This window comes from Rhodococcus sp. YL-1 (assembly GCF_001942025.1).
GTDB classification, from domain to species: domain Bacteria; phylum Actinomycetota; class Actinomycetes; order Mycobacteriales; family Mycobacteriaceae; genus Rhodococcus_F; species Rhodococcus_F qingshengii.
This window is the reverse complement of sequence record NZ_CP017299.1, coordinates 5,839,683-5,861,269: the sequence shown is the minus strand read 5'-3', so window position 1 is coordinate 5,861,269 and position 21,587 is coordinate 5,839,683. Positions and strand designations below refer to the sequence as shown.

General features: G+C 60.9%; 18 protein-coding genes. 8 read left to right on the top strand and 10 right to left on the bottom strand.

All coding sequences use genetic code 11. The annotated features are described in order from the left end of the window. Positions 1–5 precede the first annotated feature (5 nt). Both BH682_RS27340 and BH682_RS27335 read right to left on the bottom strand, forming a co-directional pair. Entirely contained in the window at positions 6–1,451 is a 1,446-nt protein-coding gene (locus tag BH682_RS27340; RefSeq protein WP_075834732.1) for an amino acid permease, read from the bottom strand. Further along, positions 1,451–2,890 (bottom strand): aspartate ammonia-lyase, encoded by a 1,440-nt coding sequence (locus tag BH682_RS27335; RefSeq protein WP_058038379.1) that lies wholly within the window; start codon positions 2,888–2,890, stop codon positions 1,451–1,453. Before BH682_RS27335 ends, BH682_RS27340 begins: the two co-directional genes overlap by 1 nt. Before the next feature lie 216 nt (positions 2,891–3,106). Between BH682_RS27335 and BH682_RS27330 the strand changes: the two genes are divergently transcribed. After that, the gene (locus BH682_RS27330; RefSeq protein WP_075834731.1) at positions 3,107–3,817 is read left to right on the top strand and encodes a FadR/GntR family transcriptional regulator; all 711 of its coding nucleotides are present in this window, start codon (positions 3,107–3,109) and stop codon (positions 3,815–3,817) included. Next, positions 3,817–4,575, top strand: a complete 759-nt coding sequence (locus tag BH682_RS27325) for an ankyrin repeat domain-containing protein (RefSeq protein ID WP_075834729.1) — start codon at positions 3,817–3,819, stop codon at positions 4,573–4,575. The genes BH682_RS27330 and BH682_RS27325 overlap by 1 nt, the downstream gene beginning before the upstream one ends. On the opposite strand, the gene BH682_RS27320 is transcribed toward BH682_RS27325, so the two are convergent. After that, complete coding sequence (locus BH682_RS27320; protein WP_223304470.1) at positions 4,560–5,576, bottom strand: helix-turn-helix domain-containing protein; 1,017 nt, start codon at positions 5,574–5,576, stop codon at positions 4,560–4,562. The genes BH682_RS27325 and BH682_RS27320 overlap by 16 nt on opposite strands. A gap of 99 nt (positions 5,577–5,675) precedes the next feature. Here BH682_RS27320 and BH682_RS27315 point away from each other — a divergent pair, with 99 nt between their 5' ends. After that, entirely contained in the window at positions 5,676–6,482 is an 807-nt protein-coding gene (locus BH682_RS27315; protein WP_064075045.1) for an alpha/beta fold hydrolase, read from the top strand. Positions 6,483–6,512: 30 nt separating this feature from the next. Here the strand turns inward: BH682_RS27315 and BH682_RS27310 are convergent, their stop codons facing one another. The 4 genes from BH682_RS27310 to BH682_RS27295 all read right to left on the bottom strand — a co-directional run bounded on the left by BH682_RS27310 (position 6,513) and on the right by BH682_RS27295 (position 11,154). Further along, entirely contained in the window at positions 6,513–7,703 is a 1,191-nt protein-coding gene (locus BH682_RS27310) for a lipid-transfer protein (RefSeq protein ID WP_020909545.1), read from the bottom strand. After that, positions 7,700–8,173, bottom strand: a complete 474-nt coding sequence (locus tag BH682_RS27305; protein ID WP_075834727.1) for a Zn-ribbon domain-containing OB-fold protein — start codon at positions 8,171–8,173, stop codon at positions 7,700–7,702. Before BH682_RS27305 ends, BH682_RS27310 begins: the two co-directional genes overlap by 4 nt. 212 nt (positions 8,174–8,385) lie before the next feature. Then, the gene (locus BH682_RS27300) at positions 8,386–10,113 is read right to left on the bottom strand and encodes an FAD-dependent oxidoreductase (RefSeq protein WP_064113617.1); all 1,728 of its coding nucleotides are present in this window, start codon (positions 10,111–10,113) and stop codon (positions 8,386–8,388) included. A 33-nt stretch (positions 10,114–10,146) separates the two neighbouring features. After that, positions 10,147–11,154 (bottom strand): AurF N-oxygenase family protein, encoded by a 1,008-nt coding sequence (locus BH682_RS27295; RefSeq protein ID WP_003943163.1) that lies wholly within the window; start codon positions 11,152–11,154, stop codon positions 10,147–10,149. A 277-nt stretch (positions 11,155–11,431) separates the two neighbouring features. On the opposite strand from BH682_RS27295, the gene BH682_RS27290 reads away from it, so the two are divergent. Continuing rightward, positions 11,432–12,274 carry an SDR family oxidoreductase gene (locus BH682_RS27290; protein WP_074447109.1) on the top strand — a complete coding sequence of 281 codons (843 nt, stop codon included), beginning with the start codon at positions 11,432–11,434 and terminating at the stop codon, positions 12,272–12,274. A gap of 96 nt (positions 12,275–12,370) precedes the next feature. Here BH682_RS27290 and BH682_RS27285 read toward each other — a convergent pair whose 3' ends face one another. Further along, positions 12,371–13,609, bottom strand: coding sequence for an HNH endonuclease signature motif containing protein (locus tag BH682_RS27285; RefSeq protein WP_075835517.1), 1,239 nt, complete (start codon positions 13,607–13,609; stop codon positions 12,371–12,373). A 1,103-nt stretch (positions 13,610–14,712) separates the two neighbouring features. On the opposite strand from BH682_RS27285, the gene BH682_RS27275 reads away from it, so the two are divergent. Next, the gene (locus BH682_RS27275; protein ID WP_075834725.1) at positions 14,713–15,336 is read left to right on the top strand and encodes a hypothetical protein; all 624 of its coding nucleotides are present in this window, start codon (positions 14,713–14,715) and stop codon (positions 15,334–15,336) included. On the opposite strand, the gene BH682_RS27270 is transcribed toward BH682_RS27275, so the two are convergent. Together BH682_RS27270 and lanKC are read right to left on the bottom strand one after the other, a co-directional pair. Further along, positions 15,330–15,581: a hypothetical protein gene (locus BH682_RS27270; protein ID WP_075834723.1), complete on the bottom strand. Its 252-nt coding sequence runs from the start codon at positions 15,579–15,581 to the stop codon at positions 15,330–15,332. The two genes, BH682_RS27275 and BH682_RS27270, sit on opposite strands and share 7 nt — an antisense overlap. A 424-nt stretch (positions 15,582–16,005) precedes the next feature. Further along, positions 16,006–18,588, bottom strand: coding sequence for a class III lanthionine synthetase LanKC (gene lanKC / locus BH682_RS27265; protein WP_075834721.1), 2,583 nt, complete (start codon positions 18,586–18,588; stop codon positions 16,006–16,008). A 368-nt stretch (positions 18,589–18,956) separates the two neighbouring features. On the opposite strand from lanKC, the gene BH682_RS27260 reads away from it, so the two are divergent. The 3 genes from BH682_RS27260 to BH682_RS27250 are packed head-to-tail and all read left to right on the top strand — an operon-like array spanning position 18,957 to position 21,580. Next, complete coding sequence (locus tag BH682_RS27260) at positions 18,957–20,150, top strand: thiolase family protein (RefSeq protein ID WP_030536138.1); 1,194 nt, start codon at positions 18,957–18,959, stop codon at positions 20,148–20,150. Positions 20,151–20,178: 28 nt separating this feature from the next. Then, positions 20,179–20,940 (top strand): 3-hydroxyacyl-CoA dehydrogenase, encoded by a 762-nt coding sequence (locus tag BH682_RS27255; protein WP_003942978.1) that lies wholly within the window; start codon positions 20,179–20,181, stop codon positions 20,938–20,940. 13 nt (positions 20,941–20,953) lie between these two features. Then, complete coding sequence (locus BH682_RS27250; protein ID WP_050656998.1) at positions 20,954–21,580, top strand: TetR/AcrR family transcriptional regulator; 627 nt, start codon at positions 20,954–20,956, stop codon at positions 21,578–21,580. The last annotated feature ends 7 nt before the right edge of the window (positions 21,581–21,587 follow it).

Sequence of the window (21,587 nt, the reverse complement as noted above, 5' to 3'; positions counted from 1 at the left end):
TCACGTCAAGCTGCGGGGTGGTGGATGGACAACTCGCGAATACGATTCCTGGCGGCGTACCAACCAATCATCAAGAGCGGTGCGATGATCGCGATGGATCCGACGGTCCACGTTCCAACAGGGTTGTCGAATGCCATCAACACGATAACGACCGCAAGAAAGACCAGTGTCGCGATCCCGGTGTACGGTGCGCCGAATACGCGGAAGGAAGGGCGAGTGACTTTGCCTTGTTTCGCAAGTTGCCAGAGCCTCAACTGGCACAGCACAATTACCGCCCATGCACTGATGATGCCCAGTGCCGCAAGATTGAGGACTATTTCGAAGGCTTGCGCTGGGACAACAGCATTGAGCCCGACGCCGAACAGGATGACCACGCCGGTGAGTGCGATTCCCCCGTACGGCACTCCGGCTTTGTTCATTCTGGCAGCGAAGGCAGGCGCCGAACCGGCCGTCGCCATCGAATGGAGTATTCGTCCGGTCGAATACAATCCGGCATTGAGGGAAGACAACGCCGCCGTGAGAACGACCAGATTCATGATCGCATCTGCGCCTTGGATGTTGATCGAACCGAAGAATGTGACGAATGGACTTTCACCGGCGTGGTATTCGGTGTACGGGAGCAACAGTGAGAGCAGCAGGACCGACCCCACGTAGAAGACGAGGATCCGAATGATCACTGTGTTGATCGCCTTGGGTATCACCTTCCGGGGATTTTCGGTCTCTCCAGCCGTGGTCCCCACGAGTTCAATTGAAGCGTAGGCGAACACGACGCCCTGAATCACCACGACTGCCGGCAGTATTCCGTTGGGGAACAGCCCACCGTTGTCGGCGATCAGGCTGAATCCGGAGGAATGCCCTTCGATGGGCGTGCCGAAGAGTACGAAATAGACACCGAACCCGAGGAATGCGGTCAAGGCCACGACCTTGATCAACGCGAACCAGAACTCCAACTCTCCGAAGACTTTCACGGACACGAGATTCAGTCCGAGAACCAGCAACACCGCGATCAGAGCGAACATCCACTGATCGATGTGTCCCAGTGGCGCCCAGTACTTTTTGAAGAAGTTCATGTACAACGCCACAGCCGTGACGTCGACCACGGCAGTCATTGCCCAGTTCATCCAGTACAACCAGCCCGCAGCGAAAGCCATCTTTTCGCCGAAGAATTCGCGTGCGTAGGAAACGAAGGATCCGGAGGTCGGTCGGTGCATCACCAGTTCGCCGAGTGCCCTCAGGATCAGGAACGCGAAGAATCCGCACAGCGCGTACACGAGAACCAAGGCCGGGCCCGCCTGTTGTAGTCGCCCTCCCGCACCCATGAAAAGGCCGGTTCCGATCGCACCACCGATCGCGATCATCTGAATTTGTCTGGGGCCGAGCGCTTTCTGATACCCAAGATCCTCCTCAGTCGCAGCTTCGGCGCGGCCTGTCTCTTCCCGTTCGACGGTCATCAAACCTCCTCCGCAACAGCGGTGGCATGAGGCTTCTCGCCCGAAACGCGGAGATTGGCGAGATGTTCGGGGCTGAGCAACCGATCGAGTTCCTCTCGGTCGAGCAGGCCGGCTTCGATTACGAGATCTGCGACGCGACGCCCGGAAATCAACGCCTCCTGGGCGATCCGAGTGGACGCGGTATATCCGATGTAGGGGTTGAGCGCGGTGACGAGGCCGATGGAGTCTTCGACTCGGGCGCGCAGCAGTTCGGTGTTAGCCGTGATGCCGAGTACGCACCGGTCCGCCAAAATGCGGCAAGCCGCACCGAGGTGTCGCATTCCTTCGGACAGTGAGTGCACGATGATCGGCTCGAAAGCGTTGAGTTGGAGCTGACCGGATTCCGCAGCCATCGTGATCGTCACGTCGTTGCCGATGACTTCGTACGCGACCTGATTGAGGACTTCGGGAATGACAGGATTGACCTTGCCCGGCATGATCGACGAACCTGCCTGCACCGGTGGAAGATTGATCTCGTTCAATCCCGCTCGCGGGCCCGAAGAGAGCAGTCGGAGATCGTTGCACACCTTGGACAACTTCACAGCGACCCGCTTGAGGACGCCGGAGAGGTGGACGAACTGGCCCACGTCTTGGGTCGCTTCGACCAGATCCGTTGCCAACACCAGCGGCAGTCCGGTCAGTGCGCCCAGGTCGGAACAGGCCACCTCGGCGTAGCCGGCGGGTGCGTTGAGGCCAGTGCCGATAGCAGTCGCGCCGAGGTTGATCTCGTGAACGAGAAGAGCGGCCTCAGCCAGACGCGCCCGATCCTCCTCGATCATGACCGCGTAGGTCCCGAACTCCTGACCCAGAGTCATCGGCACGGCGTCCTGCAGTTGGGTGCGTCCCATCTTCACTGTGTCGGCGAACTGAAGAGATTTGGTCGTGAATGCGTTCTGGAGTGTAAGAAGTGCATCCAGCAGGTCATCGATCGCGAAGATCGTCGAGATATTCACGGCCGTGGGGTAGACGTCGTTGGTCGATTGGCTCAGGTTCACGTGTTCATTGGGGTGAAGCCGTTCGTAGTCGCCGCGCTGGTGGCCGAGGATTTCCAACGCGCGATTGGCGATGACCTCGTTCGCATTCATGTTCGTCGACGTGCCGGCGCCACCCTGGATGACGTCCACCACGAACTGTTCGTGCCACCGCCCGTCCACGATCTCCTTGCATGCCTGTGAGATGGCCTCCGCGCGCGGGCGGTCGAGGATGCCCAGCTTTTCGTTTGCGCTGGCTGCGGCCCACTTGACGTAAGCGATGCCGCGGATCAGATGCGGGTTCGTGGAGATTGTTCGACCAGTGATCGGGAAGTTCTCCATTGCGCGCAAGGTGTGGATACCCCAGTACGAATCGGCTGGAACCTCGCGATCGCCGAGCAGATCGTGTTCTGTTCGCGTTTCGAGCACTTGATCAATTCCTCGTGTCTCTTCGCGCAAGCATCACTCTGCGCGGTGGGTGTATTTCGGGATCGCAGCGCTGACGGTCGAGTAGTAGTCCCGCCCTGCTATCGGGCTATCAGGCTGTCTGACAGGTGTAATTGTTACCTCGCTCACTCCGGCACGTCAACCCTTCATCAAGTGCGATGTTTGACGCGGGACTTCGGCAGTCGCAACAATGACGGCATGAACCTGTCAGACAGCTGGGCCACCAGGCGACCCGTCGCCTCGCGGGTGAGTGCTGCCGAGGCGGTTCTCGCCGACCTCCGTGCCGCAATAACCTCCGGCGAACTGGCAGTCGGAGAGCGTCTCCCGTCCGAGGCGTCCCTGGCCGAAAGACACGGGGTCAGTCGATCGGTCATCCGTGAAGCCCTGCGCTCGTGCCATGCCCTCGGGCTCACCGAGACGAAATCCGGGCTCGGCACCTTCGTCGTCAGCGATTCGATAGCGCGAGACCTCGACTTCGGCAGCTACGCGGCCAACGAGTTGGTCGAAGCGCGGCCGCATGTCGAAATTCCGGCCGCAGGGTGGGCTGCCCAACGGCACACAGTGGAGGAGTTGACGGCCCTCCGCGGACTGGTCCAGCAGATGCGTGACGAGGATGATCCGCTCGTATGGGTCGCACTCGATGCGCAGTTCCACGGACTGATTGCGAAAGCCAGTAGGAATCGGGTCTTCGAGTCGGTAATCGTCGATATTCGTGAAGCGTTGACAAGGCAGTCCGAGACACTCAATCTTGTTGCCGGTCGCCAGGAAAGGTCGAACGAGGAACACGAACGAATAGTCGAAGGAATCGCGTCCGGCAGTTACGACCACGCCTCCAGGGCGATGGCCGAACATCTGGACGCCGTCAGGATGACGCTCGAAACACTTGTCCAAGAAAGTGATTCGTTGTGATGGCGCGGCCGCGCAGGTCTGTCCTCGCCTGCGCAATCTTCGCGGCATCGGTGACCGGAGCGTTGGCTGGCTGCAGTTCGTCCGACACCCCGCTGACGCCGACAACCGCGGCGTCAGCACCAACAACGGCAGCTGTACCGCCTACGGGTGTAAATCCACCATCGACGCCGGAATCCGAACGCGCGCTCTTCGATGCTGTGGACCGCAATGATCCCGCAGCTGTTACCGCTGCCCTGACTGCCGGCGCGAACATCGAAGCGCGCGGCGAGGGCGAACGGACTCCACTCGTCGAGGCCACCAAGAACAACGCCGTCGCTGCGGCTTCTACGTTGATTCTTGCCGGAGCAGACGTGAACGCGAAGGATTCCATGCAGGATTCGGCCTTCCTGTATTCCGGAGCCGAGGGTTTGAACGAGATTCTGGCGCTCACGCTCGCCCACGGCGCGGACGTCGACAGCGTGAACCGTTACGGCGGTACGGCGCTGATTCCCGCGAGTGAACACGCGCATGTCGAGACCGTCCGGATGCTGATTGCTGCCGGGGTTCCGGTCAATCACGTCAACGATCCCGGGTGGACGGCGCTACTCGAAGCCGTTGTGTACGGCGATGGTTCGGCGCGCTATATCGACGTGATCACTCAGCTTCTCGACGCGGGGGCAGATCCCTCGATCCGGGATGCATCGGGGAAGACCGCGTTGGACAATGCCGAAAGTCGTGGTCAGTCAGACGTTGTGGCGCTGCTTCAATCGCGGAGCTGACGCCAACGAGTCGGGCTCAGCCCGTAGGCCTGTCGAAAGCGTCGGCTGAAGTGTCCGGCGTCGACAAACCCCGCCCGGTGCGCAACGGTCGCGATCGGCAGATCGACGGTAGCGGGTCGAGCCAGTTCGTCCCGAGCCTTCTGCAGGCGCTGGGTGATGATCCACTGTTCGATCCGAAAGCCGTTGTCCGAGCAGATCTTGTACAGCTGTCGCAGTGAGATGTTGTGGGCGTGAGCAATTCGTGCGGGATTCAGTGTCGGATCGTGAAGGTGTTCACGGATGTATCGACGGATCGAAGTCATGGCAAGGGCCGATCTCGGAGCGGATGCGTCAGGATTCGCATGTGCGATCGAAGCGACCAAAGCACGTGCGAGTTCGATCGAGGCCTCGCCCAATTGTTCGGCGGCAGGATCGGTCTCCAACAGAGCGGCGCTGCGGAACAATTCACGAACGTGCGCGATCATCACGGGGTACAGATTGCTGTGATGAGGCCGGGTAGCTGCGTCCCGCACGGTGTCGATCGGCAGTCCCAGCCGATCCATCGGAACGTAGAGGCACTGGGAAGCGCCCGTTCCCGGCCAGGAGAAATCGTAGGTCGACGTCAGGTCCGTCATCAACAGCTCACCGGCGGGCACTCTGCGTTGTTCGTCGTGCTGATCTAGATGGCCGATCCCGATCTCCTGCAGGGCAATCGCAAGGACGGGCATCGACGCGGACCGGACGTGACGTGGTGTTCGGGTCAACCGCATACCGGTCGACTCGGAGCGGAACAGTGATGCTGCACCGAGGTTCCACACGTTCATTCTCGCGCTCACCCGTTCCGGGTTCTCCAAGTGGATTGCACACGGGACCGAGGCACGACCCATCGCGTCGACAAAGGCGTCCGCGCGTTGGTCAGGCTCCAACACGGAAGTATCCAGGAGCAAAGCCATGCAGCCCTGATACCCCGCGATGCGGACGCTCAACCAGAAGTTCTGCAGTGTGAGCTCAAAAGTCTGCACGGACAGTCACGTCCGTCGCAGCAGGTATTTCTAGGATCGAAACGGGCGTGTCCCGGCCTACCGCAGTTTCTCGCTTTTCGACGAGAGTGAAGGAAACGCATGAAGATCTCACGTGTATTCACCGCAGTTCTGGCGTTACTCATGACAGTCGCGGCTGGAGTGATCTTCGGCTCCGGCGCTGCGGTGGCGAGCCCCAAGCCAACCGTCGTTCTCGTCCACGGCGCTTTTGCCGACGCGACCAGTTGGGACGGCGTTGCCGCCGACCTACGTTCGCGTGGCTATCGCGTCGTGGCGCCGGACAATCCTCTACGCGGGCCCGCTTACGACGCGTCCGTGATCGAGAAGACGGTTGCGGACATCGACGGACCTGTCGTGCTCGTCGGACACTCGTACGGCGGCGCGGTGATCACCAATGTTCACGACCCGAAGGTGCAGTCGTTGGTGTACATCGCGGCGTTTGCTCCGGTTCAGGGTGAGCCGGTGCAGATCACGATCGATCCCATCAGGTTTCCTGGCAGCCAATTGCTTCCTCCGGCTCTGGGATTGAAGATCGTCGACGATCCTCACGCGATCGGCGGGAAGAACGTCGACGGCTACGTCACGGACGAGTATTTCCATTCCGTCTTCGCTCAGGATGTTTCCGACGAGACAGCGGCAACGATGTTGGCGCATCAGAAGTCTGCGGCTTTGTGGGCGAACCTCGAGCTCGGCGGGCCACCGTCGTGGGCGAACACACCGAGCTGGTATCTGGTTGCCGGTGAGGATCGCGTGATCCCAGCATCGGCGCAGCGGTTCATGGCAAACCGGATGGGCGCGAACACCAGCGAACTCCCGACCTCGCACGCATCGCTGGTTTCCCGGCCAGGGGCAGTGGCAGACGTGATCGTGGCGGCCGCTCACGGGTGAGTGTGCGACCGCCACGAAAGTAGAACAGGGTCAGGCGGAAACGATTACCGAGGAGCCGTGTCCGAACAGACCTTGGTTGGCGGTGATACCGATGCGGGCGCCTTCGACCTGACGGCCTTCGGCCTGTCCACGAAGCTGCCAAGTGAGCTCGCACACCTGCGCAAGTGCCTGTGCGGGAACGGCTTCGCCGAAGCACGCGAGACCGCCGGACGGATTGACCGGGATGCGGCCTCCAATACTGGTGTCACCCGCACGCAGGAGGTGCTCGGCCTCGCCCCGCTTGCAGAGGGCAAGGTCTTCGATCCAGTCCAGTTCCACGGAGGTAGCGAGGTCGTAGACTTCGGCGACGTCGACGTCCTCGGGAGAGATCCCGGCCTCTTCGTATGCGGCGTAGCCGATGGATTCCTTGAACGTGCGCTCCGGAGCGGGAACGGCGGAGCTGGAATCGGTGGAGAAGTTCGGCATGTCCATGATCGTCTGGGGGAACGTCGGCGTGACCGTCGAAATAGCCTTGATGCGAACAGGTTCCGCGATGCCCATCTTGCGGGCGTATTCCATCGACGTCAGCAAGATTGCGGCGCCGCCGTCGGACGTCGCGCAGATGTCGAGCAGGTGAAGGGGATTGGACACCACGGGGGAGGCCAACACGTTCTCGACGGTGACTTCCTTGCGGTAGCGCGCATTCGGATTATTGAGTCCGTGCTTGGCGTTCTTGACCTTCACGTTGGCGAAGTCCTCCGCGGTGGCGCCGTAGAGGTCGATGCGACGACGCGCGTTGAGCGCGAAGTACGCCGGGTTGGTCATACCCATGAGGCGGAAGCGCAGCCAGTCCGGGTCGTCCCAACGCTCACCGGCGACGGGAGCGAGGAAGCCCTTCGGCGTGGTGTCGGCGCCGACGACCAGGGCAACTTCGCTGAGGCCGGCCAGGATTCGTGCGCGAGCGGTGTCGAGTGCCTGGGCTCCCGTCGCACACGCGGCGTACGACGTGGCGACGCGAGCGCCGTTCCAGCCGAGTGCCTGGGCGAAGGTGGCTCCGGCGACGTATCCGCCGTACCCGTTGCGGACGGTCTCGCCGCCGACGATGAAGTCGACATCCTGCCAATTCACACCCGAATCGGCGAGCGCGGCGCGAGCGGCCGCAACGCCGTATTTCACGAACGACTGCCCCCACTTGCCCCAGGGGTGCATACCGACACCGAGTACTGCGACGTCCTTGCTCATGACTGCAACTCCTGATCGGCGGCGACAGGCTTCCAGCGCCACGTCGTACGTACTCCGGTTTCGTCCGTGTACAGCGGCTCGACAACCAATTCGACGGTATTGCCGACCTTGAGATCGTCGACGCCGAATCCGTCGGCCACCTGGCCGAGGATGACGATGCCCTCGGGCAGTTCGACTGCTGCGAGAGCAAAAGGCTCGTACGGATCCGAGCGCGGGATGTACGGCGGCGGGGGCTGGTACTGCGCGTCGGTGTACGACCAGACAGTGCCGCTACGGGAGAGTTCCACATCGTCGAACTCCTCGCTGAAGCAGCTCGGGTTCTTGCAGAACGTCGCCTCACGAGGGAAGGAAATGGTGCCGCAGGATTGGCACTTCGTGCCGATCAGAGCAGGTTCGTCGCCGGTGGTGAACCAACCCTCTACTGCAGGCGTCACACTCCCGTTCGGCGCCGGCGTTGCAGTCTCGCTCATGCAATCCTCATCTGGTTGGCGAGCCTGATCCGGGGGATCGTGGGCCCGCTGTGCCGCTTACTGGAACAGGTTGCAGTATTACACGATTTCGGCCGCTGACGGGCAAAAATTTTCGCTGAGTGGGACGCTGCCGGAACGCAGACGGCCCCGCCGGGCAGACGAGTCTGCAGGCGGGGCCGTGTGCGTGAAAGTAGCTGTTTACCTGTAGCGGATCAGCGAGCGCGAACGGGTCGACCGAATCGACGCGCCGGTTTCACCCGGGCCGCAGCGTCGAGGATGGAGGTGATCTCGACCTGATCCAGAACCTTTTCGCGGACACGGTCGTGCGCAGCGCCGCGTTCCAGTTCCGCCTTGTCGATGGCATGCCAGCCCTCGCGGTCGACGACGTCGGACTGTCGCGCCCGGACCAGACGATCGACTGCGGAGTCGTCGGCGACCGGGTTGGTCAGGCGTCCGTCGTTGAAGTCGTCGACGAGCATCCTGATCGTTTCCTGCGCGCAGGACTTGTTGGTGCCGATGAACCCACTCGGTCCGCGTTTGATCCAACCGGTCGCGTAGACCCCGGTGGCGGGATCACCGTTCGGAGCTTCGAGGACTCGGCCGTTCTCGTTCGGAATGACCGACGCACGCTCGTCGAACGGGACGCCGGGGATGGGCACTCCGCGGTAGCCGATCGAGGTGAGGACCAAGCCGGTATCGATGGTCTCGGTATCGCCGGTTGCTTCGATCTGCACGGTTCCGTTCGCGTCGACAAGTGCGTTGCGAGCGAACTCGATTCCGCTGACCTGATCGTCGCCGGTGATCGAGGTCGGCGTGAGCAGGTAGCGCAACGTGATGCGCTTGTTGCCGACGTCGACGTGATCGCGGTTCTTCAGGGCTTCGAGGAGACGCAACTTCTGCTCGACGGCATGCGGGAGTTCGCCGCGTTTTGCCAGTTCTTCGGTGGCCGAGTCGAGAACCATGTCGTCGGGTCCGACAGAGAGTTCGATGTCCGGCAGTGCCATCAGGCCGGTGAACTCGGGGACCGTGAACGCGGACTGCGCGATTCCGCGTCGACCCACGATGACAACTTCTTCGACGCGACTCTTCCGCAGAGCGGCGAGTGCGTGAGCGGAGATGTCGGTACCGGCCAACTTCTCGGGATCGGCCGTCAGAATGCGAGCGACGTCGAGCGCGACATTTCCGTTTCCGATGATGACCGCGCGGCGATGTGAGAGGTCGAAGACGTCGTCGGCGTGATCGGGGTGGCCGTTGTACCAGGCTACGAAGTCGGTGGCCGAGGCCGTGCCAGGCAGATCAGCGCCCGGAATGCCGAGACCACGGTCGGACGAAGCGCCGACTGCGTAGAGCACCGCATGGTGATTTTCGAGCAGTTCGCTGTGCGAGATGTGCTTGCCGATCTCGACGTTGAGGTAGAACTCGAAACCCTTTTGTGCGGCGATCTTGTCGAACAAGCGAGTGACCTGCTTGGTCTTCTGATGGTCCGGAGCAACGCCGGCGCGAACCAAGCCGTAAGGCACAGGAAGGCGATCGAAGACGTTGACCTGCACGTCAGGCTGAGTCAGCAACTCGTCCGCGGCGTACATCGCCGACGGTCCGGAACCGACGATCGCAACGCGCAACGGCGGTCGGCCCTTGTCGACGTGGGCTGCCGGGATGACCTTGGCGAGAAGCGGCCTGGGTCGCTCTTCCTTGTAGAAGTCCGCATTGATGGACAGGAAGACTCGCTGCGGGTCGGTCAGCTTCGACTCGGGGACGATGGCGTCGACCGGGCAGGCCGAGACGCATGCGCCACAGTCGACGCAGGCCTGCGGATCGATGTGCAGCATCTCGGCGGTGAGGAAGTCCGGCTCGTCCGGCGTCGGATGGATGCAGTTGACCGGGCAGGCGTAGACGCACGAGGCGTCGCTGCAACAGGACTGCGTGACTACGTGTGGCATGGCGCTATGAGTCCGATCTCGACTGTCCGGGAGCTACGCGGCGGCGTTGTGCGAGCTGCGGTGAGGTTCGCTACGGAAGCGTGATGCGCGGCCGTCCATCTTGCAGGCCTTCCACACCAGGCGCGAGGCACGGTTCATCAGGCCGGTGTCGGTGGCCAGCATGCGGACGTCACCGAAGTAGTTGCGCAGGGTCTGGCGCGACTCGGGCAGATCCCAGAACAGGTCCTTCTTCACGGACTTCGGGATGTCGAACTGCTTCCAGAAGGACTTCGGCGGGATGACGATGGCGTCACAGAGAATGCGCATGACGATCGGGAACAGCAGCGAGAGGACAAACCGGTTCGGGCGTGACATCAGCGGGATGCGGCGGCTCAGAAGCTTGTGCGCGAACGAGATATGACGCGCTTCCTCGGCTACGTGGATGGCCATGACCGACTGCATGATCGGGTGGATCTGGCCGCCGGCGCGCAGGATGCTCTTCTGAATGTGGTCGATGGGCTCTTCACCTGCGAGGACACCGACGAAGAACAGTTCGGGGAACGGACCCGCAGCGAGGGGAATGAAGGGTGCAAGCATCTTCATCGGACGGCTCATCCCGGGAGCGTCGGCACCGATGCGGTTGACCATCTCCTGGAACATCATCGTGTGGTTGCACTCTTCGACCGACTCGTGCGTGCAGTAGCGCGCCTCGGCCGAATCGTTGGGCAGTGAGAAGACGTACTGCATCATGCCGCGGATCAGAATGTTCTCGAACTGGAGACCGACCTTCGCGACATTGGCCTGGCGCCACATGCCGATTTCGATCTGCCTGGCCTCGGACTGCGACTGATACCACGGGTGTGCACCCAGCGGGTCAGTCTCGGCCGGGAGGATCCAGCGGCGATCGTTCGGGACGACGGCAAACTCGGGGGAGTCCCAGTCGATGTCGAGGTACGGGTCGAAGTGCTTGTGCACCGAGCCCTCGGACAGGAGTCGAAGCGTCTCGTTGTACGAGTCGTCGGATGCTTCTCCGCGCTTGTCGAGCGGCGATGTGAGCGTCATGGCGTCTCCTCTTCGTTTCGGTCACCGCTGGTATTTCTCGCGGTGTTCGGTGGAATCGAGGGCCGGTTGTGTGATCGCTGGCACTCGGTCTGGATTTAATGTAACCCGAGGTATCAGGAAAAGCTAGTGGCAGATACTCCTGAATCCCGACGAATTCTTGACACGGCCGAAACGGCGCCATAACTTACTTTTGAGTAATTTCCGCGGTGCGTCCGAAGTGGGCTGTTCAGGGACGGGTTCGCACCGAATCGCACGCGAAGATCGAACCGAGGCCGACGTGATCAGATCGATTCTCAGCAATCTTGCATTGAGACCGCCGACGCGTCTGCGCTCCCTTGTTCCGTCTCGCGGCGTCACGCTTTCCGACAAGACCATCGTCCTGACGGGAGCCTCGTCGGGGATCGGTGAGGCGACAGCTCATCTATTGGCTCGTCGGGGAGCCGAGATGATCCTGGTCGCGCGCGGTGAGGAAAACCTCGAACACGTACGGGACGAGATTCACCGCAGGGGAGGATGGGCACACATCGTGCCTGCGGACCTCTCCCGCGGTGAAGCCGTTGACGAACTCGCGGAGACGATCGCGGATCGATTCGGGTCGGTCGACATCCTCGTCAACAATGCGGGTCGCTCGATCCGGCGCACCGCGTTGGATTCGGTCGACAGATTCCACGACTACGAGCGCACCATGGCGCTGAACTACTTCGGGCCGACAAGACTGACGTTGCGGCTACTGCCCGCAATGCTCGAGGCGAAGTCCGGACACATCATCAACGTCGGAACCTGGGGAGTCACTGCGGGCGTGATGCCCAGGTTCAGCGCCTATCACGCGTCGAAGTCTGCTCTCAGTGCATTCGGCCGAAGCCTCGGCGCGGAATGTCACGGCACCGGTGTCGATGTCACCACAGTGCAATTCCCACTCATACGAACACCGATGATCGCGCCGACGGCGGATTACGTGAGCCAGCCGGCGCTGACGGCCGATCAAGCTGCATCGTGGATCTTGAGGGCGATCAATACGCGTCCCGTCGAGCTGTATCCGCGGTACGCGGGGCTGTTACGAGCGATTGACGTTGTATCCCCTTCTGCCACTGACGCTCTCGTGCGAAGGGCTGGGATCTGAGGGGCTGGGATTTGAGGGGTTGGGATCTGACCAGAAACGTGCACCAGCACCGGGGCATGGTTCGTCCCCGGTGCTGATGTATTCGATTGCCGCGATTCACGCCGCTGTGGGTGGGCTGTTCCCGCCGATCGGCTGCTGATACGGATCGATCGACATCGGTGGATAGAACACCGTCTTTCGATCCGGTCCGATCTCCACCCGCCATTCCGTGTGGTGCAGTGTCCGGTGGTGATGACCGCACAACAAGATCAGGTTGTCGAGATCTGTTGGGCCACCATCGTTCCAGTGAACAATATGATGGGCATCGCACCACCCCGACGGAGTCCCGCACCCCGGAAACGCACAGCCACCATCCCGAACCGCAAGAGCCCGCCGCTGCGGAACGGTCGCCGTTCTCGCTTCCTTACCGCAGTCGAGCGGAACACCACTCTCATCCAGGAGGATCCGGGTGACTGTGCAGTCGCACGCCAACATCCGGGCGGTGTCGATGCTGATCGGGCCCACCCAATCCGTCCACGCAAATCCCAGCTCCTCGGTGGACGGCAACAGGTCTTTCAGAACTTTAAGGTCGGTCATGTCTTTCGCGGACGCGGTGACCGTGATGTGCGGTTTCACTCCGCCTTCGATCGGGCCCAACCCCGCCCGCTCGTACCGGCGCAACAACTCGCAAAACCCGTCCGCACGCCGTAATGCCGGAGTACGCGTGTCCTTCACGCCGTCCTTCTCCGGCGTCGGAGCCGACAGACTCGACAACAACGTGATCAACCGGGCCCCGTTGATCGCATCCAGATCACCCTTCACAGTGACCCGCCCGTACAAGCCTTTCGAGGCGTAGAACTCGTTACGTTCGGAATCCTCACCGACCGGAACCCCGTCCTCGCGCTTGCCGTACTGCTTCTCGATCCGCCGAATCGCCGCCCGCACCGCATCACAATCCGCAATGTTCTTCGACGCCAGGCCAAGCAGGATCCCGCGAGCCTTGTCCACATCCGCCAGGGTCATGTTCTTCGGCGGATGCTGACAAAACGACGCCACCTGACGCGCCTTCAACGCATCCACGTCACCGCGATGAAACGCATCCGCGACAACAGGTTCGAGCATCAACAACCGCGCCAACCCGACCAGCAGACTGCACTCACCGATCTCCAAATTCGTCGAACCATGCAACCACTGCGCGATCGCCCGAAAACCCTTCCCACCGAGAACCTCACGGGAAAACATCTCCACGATCAGCAACACCAACCGCGACTGCAACTCGTGCCGGACACGCACCAGATCCAGAACCTCCCCCTTGAGGCCCTCGCCATCCAGCTGCCACGCATCCCGACTGTCCATGCCGAAAGCATAATCGAACAAAGTTTCGAACACAAGAGAATGTGGATCGAAAATTGCTGCTATCAAATCGATTTCGACATTTCGGACAGTCGGTTATAGGCGGGTCGCCGACGAAGTCCACGTGCGCCGACGAGTGCGAGCGCCACCATCAACCCGGAGCGCAACAGCATCACGTCGGAATTGTCTGAGCCCCAGCACATTGTGTAATCGGCGTCGATCATGTTGCCGCCTGTCCCCGGCAAGCGCATGGGTCCAGCCGAGCACCAGGCCCAGGAGTGTCATCGCCAGCGTGATGGGAACGAAGACCACCAGGACCCGCAAGAAATGCCCTCGAACAAGGCTGGTGGATTCGCGAAGATCGACGAGTGGTGGAAGCGCAGGAAACGACGGACACCGATTTATTACTCATCGGTCTGGTGTCGAGTGCGCATCTGCAGTCCCGAGCCAAAACCAATCTTCAGCGCTTCCGGCGGCCGAACAATACGCCGACAGCCGAGATCATGATCAGCGCCACAAGAACGACGACGATGTACGACCTGTCCGCGGCCGGTGCCACCGTTTCGCTTTCTTTGGTCACTGCATCAGTGAATGTACAGCTTATGCCTGGAGGGAACCATCCCCAGAAGTCTGTAATTCCTGCCGCTACCCTCTCCGCCCGGCCGGGAAGGAGATAATTGAATCGTGATGGGATTCCATAGTGATCAATGCACCAGCTGGGCTGATGTTGGAGGCGCAAAGAAAATGCGTCCAACAAATAGACCAAGGTTAGTGCGATCAGCGATATTGCTAAAGACGCTTGGCTTGCTCGTAATAATCGAATCTTCACGACTCGCCCGCAACAGTCACGTCATCATGGGGTGACGATGGTATTGGTTGCTGCGATCCACCGAATCCAGCCGTGCTCAAAATTGACCTGTCGACTTTGGGAGTCGCCGAGCTCTCCTGACATCGGTAGTTCAAATCGACCATCCTCGCAGCCCTGCCTCCCATAGTCAGCAAAGATAGCACCGTGGACACTTTCTCCGTGCCGAGAAACAATCGATCGTGAGATCGGGGAAGTGGTTACTGCTAGTCCGCGACAAACAGCTCGCTATTCTCATCGAATGGATCAGGCAGTGTCGAACTCGCAGGCAACGAGAAGGTCCGGTGCTCTTCGTTGGGTTGTTTTGGTAAACGCACTTATCGCAGCGTCGGCGTCGGCGATGTATGTCGCAGCGAAATGCCATCTCGCCTGGCCCGAACCTGCGGATAGTGCACTCTCGATCGCCGGTGCGGTCGTTCTCTGGGTCCTCACGGCGAGTGTTGCAATCGTGCTGCTCGGAGTGTGCTGGTGGCAGCGACGCCGATGGTTGTGGTCCGATGTCGCTGTTCCGGTTCTCGTGGTGATCGCACTCGGGATCGCGGCCGCGGGGCAGCCACATTTCGATCAGTATCGGGCAGACTTCGAAACCGTTGCACAGCAACTACTTCAAGAACCTGACGATCCCTATTCCGATGGGTATCATCGTGATCTACGAATCGGCAGATTCGATATCTCCTATGCCAACGTCAGCAGTGAAGGCCACGTCTATTTCTATGACGCACGAGATGGATTGGACATCTTGGACAATCCCGGCTGGGTGTACGCACCCGATGGTGTGTCCGACAAGACCTTCAATCAGCTCCGGCTGGAAGACATCGGGGGCGGATGGTACCGATTCCCTCAACTTGTCGTTGACAGCTATTGAAACTCAAACCACCAGACCCTCCGCTCGAAGTCTCGGGCGAATGTGGTGACGCCGACCAGCATTCCTGAGGCGAACGGTAGTAGGAGTACGAGAAGCGTCGTCAAGGTGAGAGCGGTGTCGGCACGGCAACCGCCACCTCCGTCGTACCAGCGTGAGCAGATGTCGCCGAAGTCCCAACTCTCGCCCGAACGCTGAACGAACCAACCTGAAATCGCCGTTGTCAGGATCAGAAGGAATATCACCATCGATGACCATACGATCTGCCCTCGGCATTGCCGCCAGGTCGCGCACATCATCGGCGAATGCAGCTCGGTGAAGTGTGTATGCGTCTCATGATGAAACAATACTGTCCGTTTGACGATTCGCACTGATTGCGAAAGCCGATACCCCGGACCTGCTCCGAGGTATCGGCCTGAGGTCAGAGGCAGAAGAAACTGAGCGAACTGATTGCCGCGTTCTGCTCGAGCTGGCCTGCGTCTCCGACGTTGCCGGCGGCGACTGACAGATCTTGAAGGGAGAGAATAGCGTCCATTGTCATTTCCTTTGTTGATCGGCGTTCTTGCCGATGGATTTGATCGATCGAGTTTGCTTGCGGTGTTGATTTAATTCCAGGTTTTTCGCCTGGTACTTCTGTGCTCCAATCTGCCGTGGGTGATAACTTCCGAACAATTAGGCGATGTGGCAGTTCGACGCGCACATCAGTGGAAACGACTGTCGGGCAGTTGCCGATCCGGTATATCGGAGCAACGCCAGTATTCCTGCAGATCCGGTTGCCCAGTCTGTTGAGAGTCTCAGGTTCTGTTCACCTGGAAAGTGCAGGCCTCCTGCGTGATTGAGGCTGTGCAAGCCCAGAAGCTGAAACTGCTGTGCAAGCGTCTGTTCACAATCGGCGCCGGCGTATGGAGTCTTGGAGAGTTCGCTGAGAAACAGCATCAGCCCGGCTCGCCCGTTGAGTAGTCCGGCTTGGGCAGTGAATTCGACTGTGGCGGCGCGGGATATCGCACGCACCGCAGCTGCGTAACGCGGTTCGTCGACATGGCGCAGAAGTTGTAGAAGTACCAGGCCCACACCGACAGACCCGGATCCGAGATACGGCATCGTCCGGCGCTCCTCTCTCAGCTGCATCGACCCGTCAGGGCACATCGACATCACAGACAGATCGATGTCGACGAGCTGGCGTGCGTGTTCCAGCGATCGAGGATCACCACTCAGTTCGTAGTGGCGAGTCCAGAACAGTGCTTGTCCGCTCGGTCCCCGCATCAGCCCACCTCGGCCGGCCACTGCCCAAGGTGTTCCGCCGGCGTCGCGGACATGCAAGCGAGCAGCTGAAATTCGTTCGCGCAGAGTCTCGGTCACGACAGCGAGAGTGGGTGACACAGTCGGTCGTGAAACCGATTCCTCGAGTAGGAGGCAACCGATTCCGGAAAGGCCGCTGAAAAGGCTGGAGTCGATGTCGTCGAGTGGGGCTCGACGCAAAGTCTCGACCCACCTGTCGGCTGTCGAATGTCGCCCGTGATGCCGAAAGGTGTGCACCGCACCCGCGAGCCCGTCGAAGAAGCCGAACTTTGGTTGAGTATCCGAATCAACTTGATGTTCAGTCCATTCCAGAACTGACTCCAAGGTGTCTGCGGGAAGTACATCGGCGAGCAGGTTTCCGCACGAGCCGTGCGCAATGCCGTAGCCGTTCACCTCGAACTGGGCGATGTCGCCGGGAAAGAGTCGATCAGCGCGGGCGAGATCAAGCGAGGCGAGGATGCCGCAGCGCAATAGAGCGGCCGCCCGTTGCAGGTTTTCCCCGGGCGACGTGTCCCAACGATGCGGGCGATTCTTCGGCGCCGGCGCCTGTACGTCGAGCATCGAATAGAGCGAGGCACCGAAGGCGCGGGGAAGATCGAATCGAGACACCGCATAGTCGATGAGTTCGGGAATCTTGTTGCGATCGAGAGGGAACAATGTAGTAAGTGGAACAAAGAGTCCCAGCTCGATGCAGCCCAACGAGTATCGATCCGCCGCGATTCCTGTCAACTGTCGAGGTGCTGTGTATCCGGGGGCTCCGGTGGACCGGGGCGGATGCTCGTCGATGTTGTGGGCCATCTCGAAGTCGATGATCCGAATACCGGACGGTGAGCACATGACGTTGCCAGGGTGAAGATCGGCATGAACGATTCCGGCGTTGTGGAAGCTCTCGACTGCGGTAGTCAACTGTTGTGCAATGTCGAGTGCCCAGGTTCTGTATTCCGTTCGGGAACTGAGTGTCTGGTCCGCGCGTATCAGTGGGTGGCGGAGCGCAACTTCCTGATTCAGGGGAGTGCCGGCAGCGCGCTCGGTGACAAGGAAGTGGTGTCCCTCGCGCTCGAACAACCTGATCGCAGAAGGTGCGTACGGGTTGTCGGCAAGGTGGGTCAACTTGTCGTACTCGTTACGGATGCGGTCGATTGCGTACCGGCCGTTGGCGTCCGGGGCGGTAAAGGGACGGCCTTCTTTGATGACCAGATCGATGCCGGCGTCGTCGAACGCGGAGTAGATCCCCCCGCTGTTGCTGAAGTGCAGGGCTTCATTGATCGAATAGGGGAATTCGTCATGTGATTTCAGCTTGTCTTGCTGCGCGCGAACGAAGTCCGGGATTTGTACCCAGTCCGGAGTTCTGAAGGAAGTGCCGCGCACATCGGGTTCGAGCGATCCGTCAGGACGCCGAATTGCGGGGACGCGATCGCCGAATGAATCGTAGGTCTGCATGGGCAGATACGCGCCGTACCGTAAGTAGAGCGGTCCCCGGTTCCATCGCACATCGCTGAGGATGTACGGCCCGTCGGCACCGGTGACAAGCTTGTCCAGTTCGGTGATGACACGTTGTGTGGCAACACCATCCGCCGGATAGATCGTGATGAATTTTCCGCTGGAAGTTCGATTGGCCTGCTTGCTGTTGGACAACATGAGGTCTGCTGCCGTCCGAAGAAATTTGAACGGCACATGATTGTGACCGCAATACACGGAAACGGTATCGAGCAGCTCCTGCGCGTTGGCTTGGGTAGCGGAGCAGTGAATCTTCCATCCTTGTTCTGGCAGCAGACCGTCGGGCGGTTGGAAGTAGTTCCACGGTCCACTTTGGGGACCGCGCCGCCAGAGCGACCAATCCACCGACTTCGCGGGGATAAAGTGCTGGTCAGTTGATGTATCTGGTCGGGTGACCGTTCTGATTCGGTCGTAGAAATGCGGGTCGGCACGCGTGAAGGCAACGTATCGCAGGTCCACGCCAAACCTCCCAGTCAGTCCCCCTGCGGTTGTCATCGATTGGTGCCACGCCCCGAATCCCCTGTGGCTTGGATTGCTTGTGGCGGAAGGTTATCCGATTCCGGACATTTCGGGCGAAGATTGAAAACCTATCATTCGAAAGTACTAATGAATGGCGTGGGCCAGGCGAGGTCACTGATCGCCCAGCTTTTAGTCGGCCGCATTTGTTTCGAGTTCGGAGGCCCCCTCTTGACGAGAGGATCAAGTCGGTGGTAGTTCTTTAGCGAGCGCTAAGTCAGGGTGCTCCCTCGATCTCGGTCCGGTACCCGGCGCCACGAAACACGGGTGCCGGACCGCCCCAGCAATGCACGTCCTCGAAGGGAACGAAGATGACCAAGGCAGTGATCGTCGATGTAGTCCGGATCGCGTCCGGCAAGGGAAAGCCGGGCGGAGCACTGTCCGGGACGCACCCTGTCGAACTGATGGCCCACGTTCTGCGTTCCATCACCTCGCGAAACGGCCTCGACCCCGCCCTGGTGGACGACGTGATCGGCGGTTGCGTCGGCCAGGCCGGTGAGCAGGCGCTCAACATCACCCGCAGCGCGGTCCTTTCGGCAGGGTTCCCCGAGTCGGTACCCGCCACCACGATTGATCGCCAGTGCGGATCAAGTCAGCAAGCTGCGCACTTTGCGGCGCAGGGCGTGATCGCCGGGGCCTACGACATCGTGATCGCGGCAGGCGTCGAATCCATGAGTCGTGTCCCGATGGGTACCACGACGATGGGGAAGGACGCTTCCGGTCCGGGCGTCGCGGCTCGCTACCCCGAAGGCCTGGTCAACCAGGGAATCTCTGCAGAATTGATCGCCGCCAAGTGGAAGCTTGACCGCGACGCTCTCGACGCATTCTCCGCGCAGTCCCACCAGCGGGCAGCAGAGGCAGCGGCGAAGGGGCTCTTCGACAAGGAGATTCTGCCGATCTCGGTGACCAACGCCGCCGGTGAGACCGTCTCGCATATCGTCGACGAGACGGTTCGCGCGTCTACTACCGCCGAGGGACTCGCCGGTTTGAAGCCGTCGTTCTACTCGGAGAAGTACGCGCAGCGCTTCCCCGAGGCGCAGTGGTCGATCACTCCCGGTAACTCGTCGCCGCTCACCGACGGCGCGTCCGCAGCACTGATCATGAGCGAAGAAATGGCGTCGAAGCTGGGGCTGACGCCGCGAGCTCGTTTCCATTCCTTCTCCGTTGCGGGCGATGACCCGATCTTCATGCTCACCGCACCCATCCCAGCCACCCACAAGGTGCTCGCTCGCGCGGGTCTGAGCATCGACGACATCGACACCTACGAGGTCAACGAAGCCTTCGCTCCCGTACCGCTCGCCTGGGCTCACGAGTTCGGCGCCGACCCGGCAAAGCTCAACCCGTGGGGCGGCGCGATTGCACTCGGCCATGCCCTGGGGTCCTCGGGTACTCGCCTGCTGACCACGATGGTCAACCACCTCGAGGCCACCGGCGGACGCTACGGATTGCAGACCATGTGCGAGGGCGCCGGCATGGCCAACGCCACAATCATCGAACGCATCTGAAACACATAACCTTTCGAAAGGAACTCTCATGATCGTCAACGACAGCGTCGCCGTCGTCACCGGTGGAGCATCCGGCCTCGGCCTGGCCACCACCAAAGCCCTTCTTGCCGACGGCGCCAGCGTCGTCATCATCGACCTTCCGTCGTCCAACGGTGAAGCCATCGCCAAGGAACTTGGCGACCGGGTCCGCTTCGCGGCGGCAGACGTCACCGACGAGGCTGCGGTCACCGCGGCACTCGACGTGGCCGAATCCCTCGGACCCCTGCGCGTGGCAGTCAACTGCGCCGGAATCGGCAACGCAGTCAAGACGGTCAGCAAGAAGGGCGCTTTCCCGCTCGACGCGTTCAAGAAGGTCATCGACGTCAATCTGATCGGCACCTTCAACGTCCTTCGTCTTGCTGCGGAACGTATTTCGAAGACCGAGCCGATCGACGGTGAACGCGGCGTCATCATCAACACCGCTTCGGTCGCAGCGTATGACGGCCAGATCGGGCAGGCTGCGTACTCCGCGTCGAAGGGCGGCGTCGTCGGTATGACGCTTCCCATCGCCCGTGACCTCGCGTCGCTGCTGATCCGCGTCAACACCATTGCACCCGGCTTGTTCAAGACCCCGTTGCTGGCTGGACTGCCCGAAGCAGCCCAGGCGTCGTTGGGTCAGCAGGTGCCTCACCCCTCTCGCCTGGGTGATCCCAGCGAGTACGGCGCGCTTGCTGCGCACATCGTTTCCAACCCCATGCTCAATGGTGAGACGATCCGCCTCGACGGTGCAATCCGTATGGCACCGCGGTAATTTCGGCTATCACATGACTGGCGAGGTGGAGTCGGTGAGCTCGGTGGCAGTGGACTGGAGGTCCTTCCCGCCGCTGGTGATGACCGACATCCTGATGGCTTCGCTCGAGCTTTTCGACGAGAATGGTTACCACGGCACGACGGTGCGCCAGATTGCCAATCGTGTCGGGGTAACCGTTCCCGCGCTCTACTATCACCACGCGAACAAAGAGGCAATTCTCGTCGCTTTGTTCGAGGTCTCGATGAGTGAGCTGAATACCAGAACCGAAGCGGCAGAAGCGGAGGCCGGCGAAAATCCGGTACGACGCTTCGCCTTGGTGGTGGAGGCGATAGTTCTCTATATGACCCACCGGTCGCGGCATGCTGCGTTGGACACCGAGATCCGGCATGTCTCACCGGAAAGCCGAAGTCGATACGCCGCCAGTCGTAAGCGGCTCGAGTTGCTGATGCGCAGGATCGTCGACGACGGTGTGGCATCGGGAGATTTCGCGGTCACCGATACCGAAGAGACCGTCCGGGCAATACTCGGTATGGCGCAGTCACTGCCGCGTTGGTTCCAGACCGGCGGTCCGATGTCGCCGTCGCAATTGGCGCAGAAGTACGTCGACATCGCTTTTCGCACGGTCGGTTATCGTCCGTAAAGTGCAT

Coding starts and splice junctions, on each gene's coding strand:
- BH682_RS27255 (WP_003942978.1), top strand. CDS start 20,179: ATGATCGTCAACGACAGCGTCGCCGTCGTCACCGGTGGAGCATCCGGC.
- BH682_RS27310 (WP_020909545.1), bottom strand. CDS start 7,703: ATGAGCAAGGACGTCGCAGTACTCGGTGTCGGTATGCACCCCTGGGGC.
- BH682_RS27305 (WP_075834727.1), bottom strand. CDS start 8,173: ATGAGCGAGACTGCAACGCCGGCGCCGAACGGGAGTGTGACGCCTGCA.
- BH682_RS27300 (WP_064113617.1), bottom strand. CDS start 10,113: ATGCCACACGTAGTCACGCAGTCCTGTTGCAGCGACGCCTCGTGCGTC.
- BH682_RS27260 (WP_030536138.1), top strand. CDS start 18,957: ATGACCAAGGCAGTGATCGTCGATGTAGTCCGGATCGCGTCCGGCAAG.
- BH682_RS27330 (WP_075834731.1), top strand. CDS start 3,107: ATGAACCTGTCAGACAGCTGGGCCACCAGGCGACCCGTCGCCTCGCGG.
- BH682_RS27275 (WP_075834725.1), top strand. CDS start 14,713: ATGGATCAGGCAGTGTCGAACTCGCAGGCAACGAGAAGGTCCGGTGCT.
- BH682_RS27340 (WP_075834732.1), bottom strand. CDS start 1,451: ATGACCGTCGAACGGGAAGAGACAGGCCGCGCCGAAGCTGCGACTGAG.
- BH682_RS27295 (WP_003943163.1), bottom strand. CDS start 11,154: ATGACGCTCACATCGCCGCTCGACAAGCGCGGAGAAGCATCCGACGAC.
- BH682_RS27315 (WP_064075045.1), top strand. CDS start 5,676: ATGAAGATCTCACGTGTATTCACCGCAGTTCTGGCGTTACTCATGACA.
- BH682_RS27325 (WP_075834729.1), top strand. CDS start 3,817: ATGGCGCGGCCGCGCAGGTCTGTCCTCGCCTGCGCAATCTTCGCGGCA.
- BH682_RS27270 (WP_075834723.1), bottom strand. CDS start 15,581: ATGGTGATATTCCTTCTGATCCTGACAACGGCGATTTCAGGTTGGTTC.
- BH682_RS27285 (WP_075835517.1), bottom strand. CDS start 13,609: ATGGACAGTCGGGATGCGTGGCAGCTGGATGGCGAGGGCCTCAAGGGG.
- BH682_RS27250 (WP_050656998.1), top strand. CDS start 20,954: ATGACTGGCGAGGTGGAGTCGGTGAGCTCGGTGGCAGTGGACTGGAGG.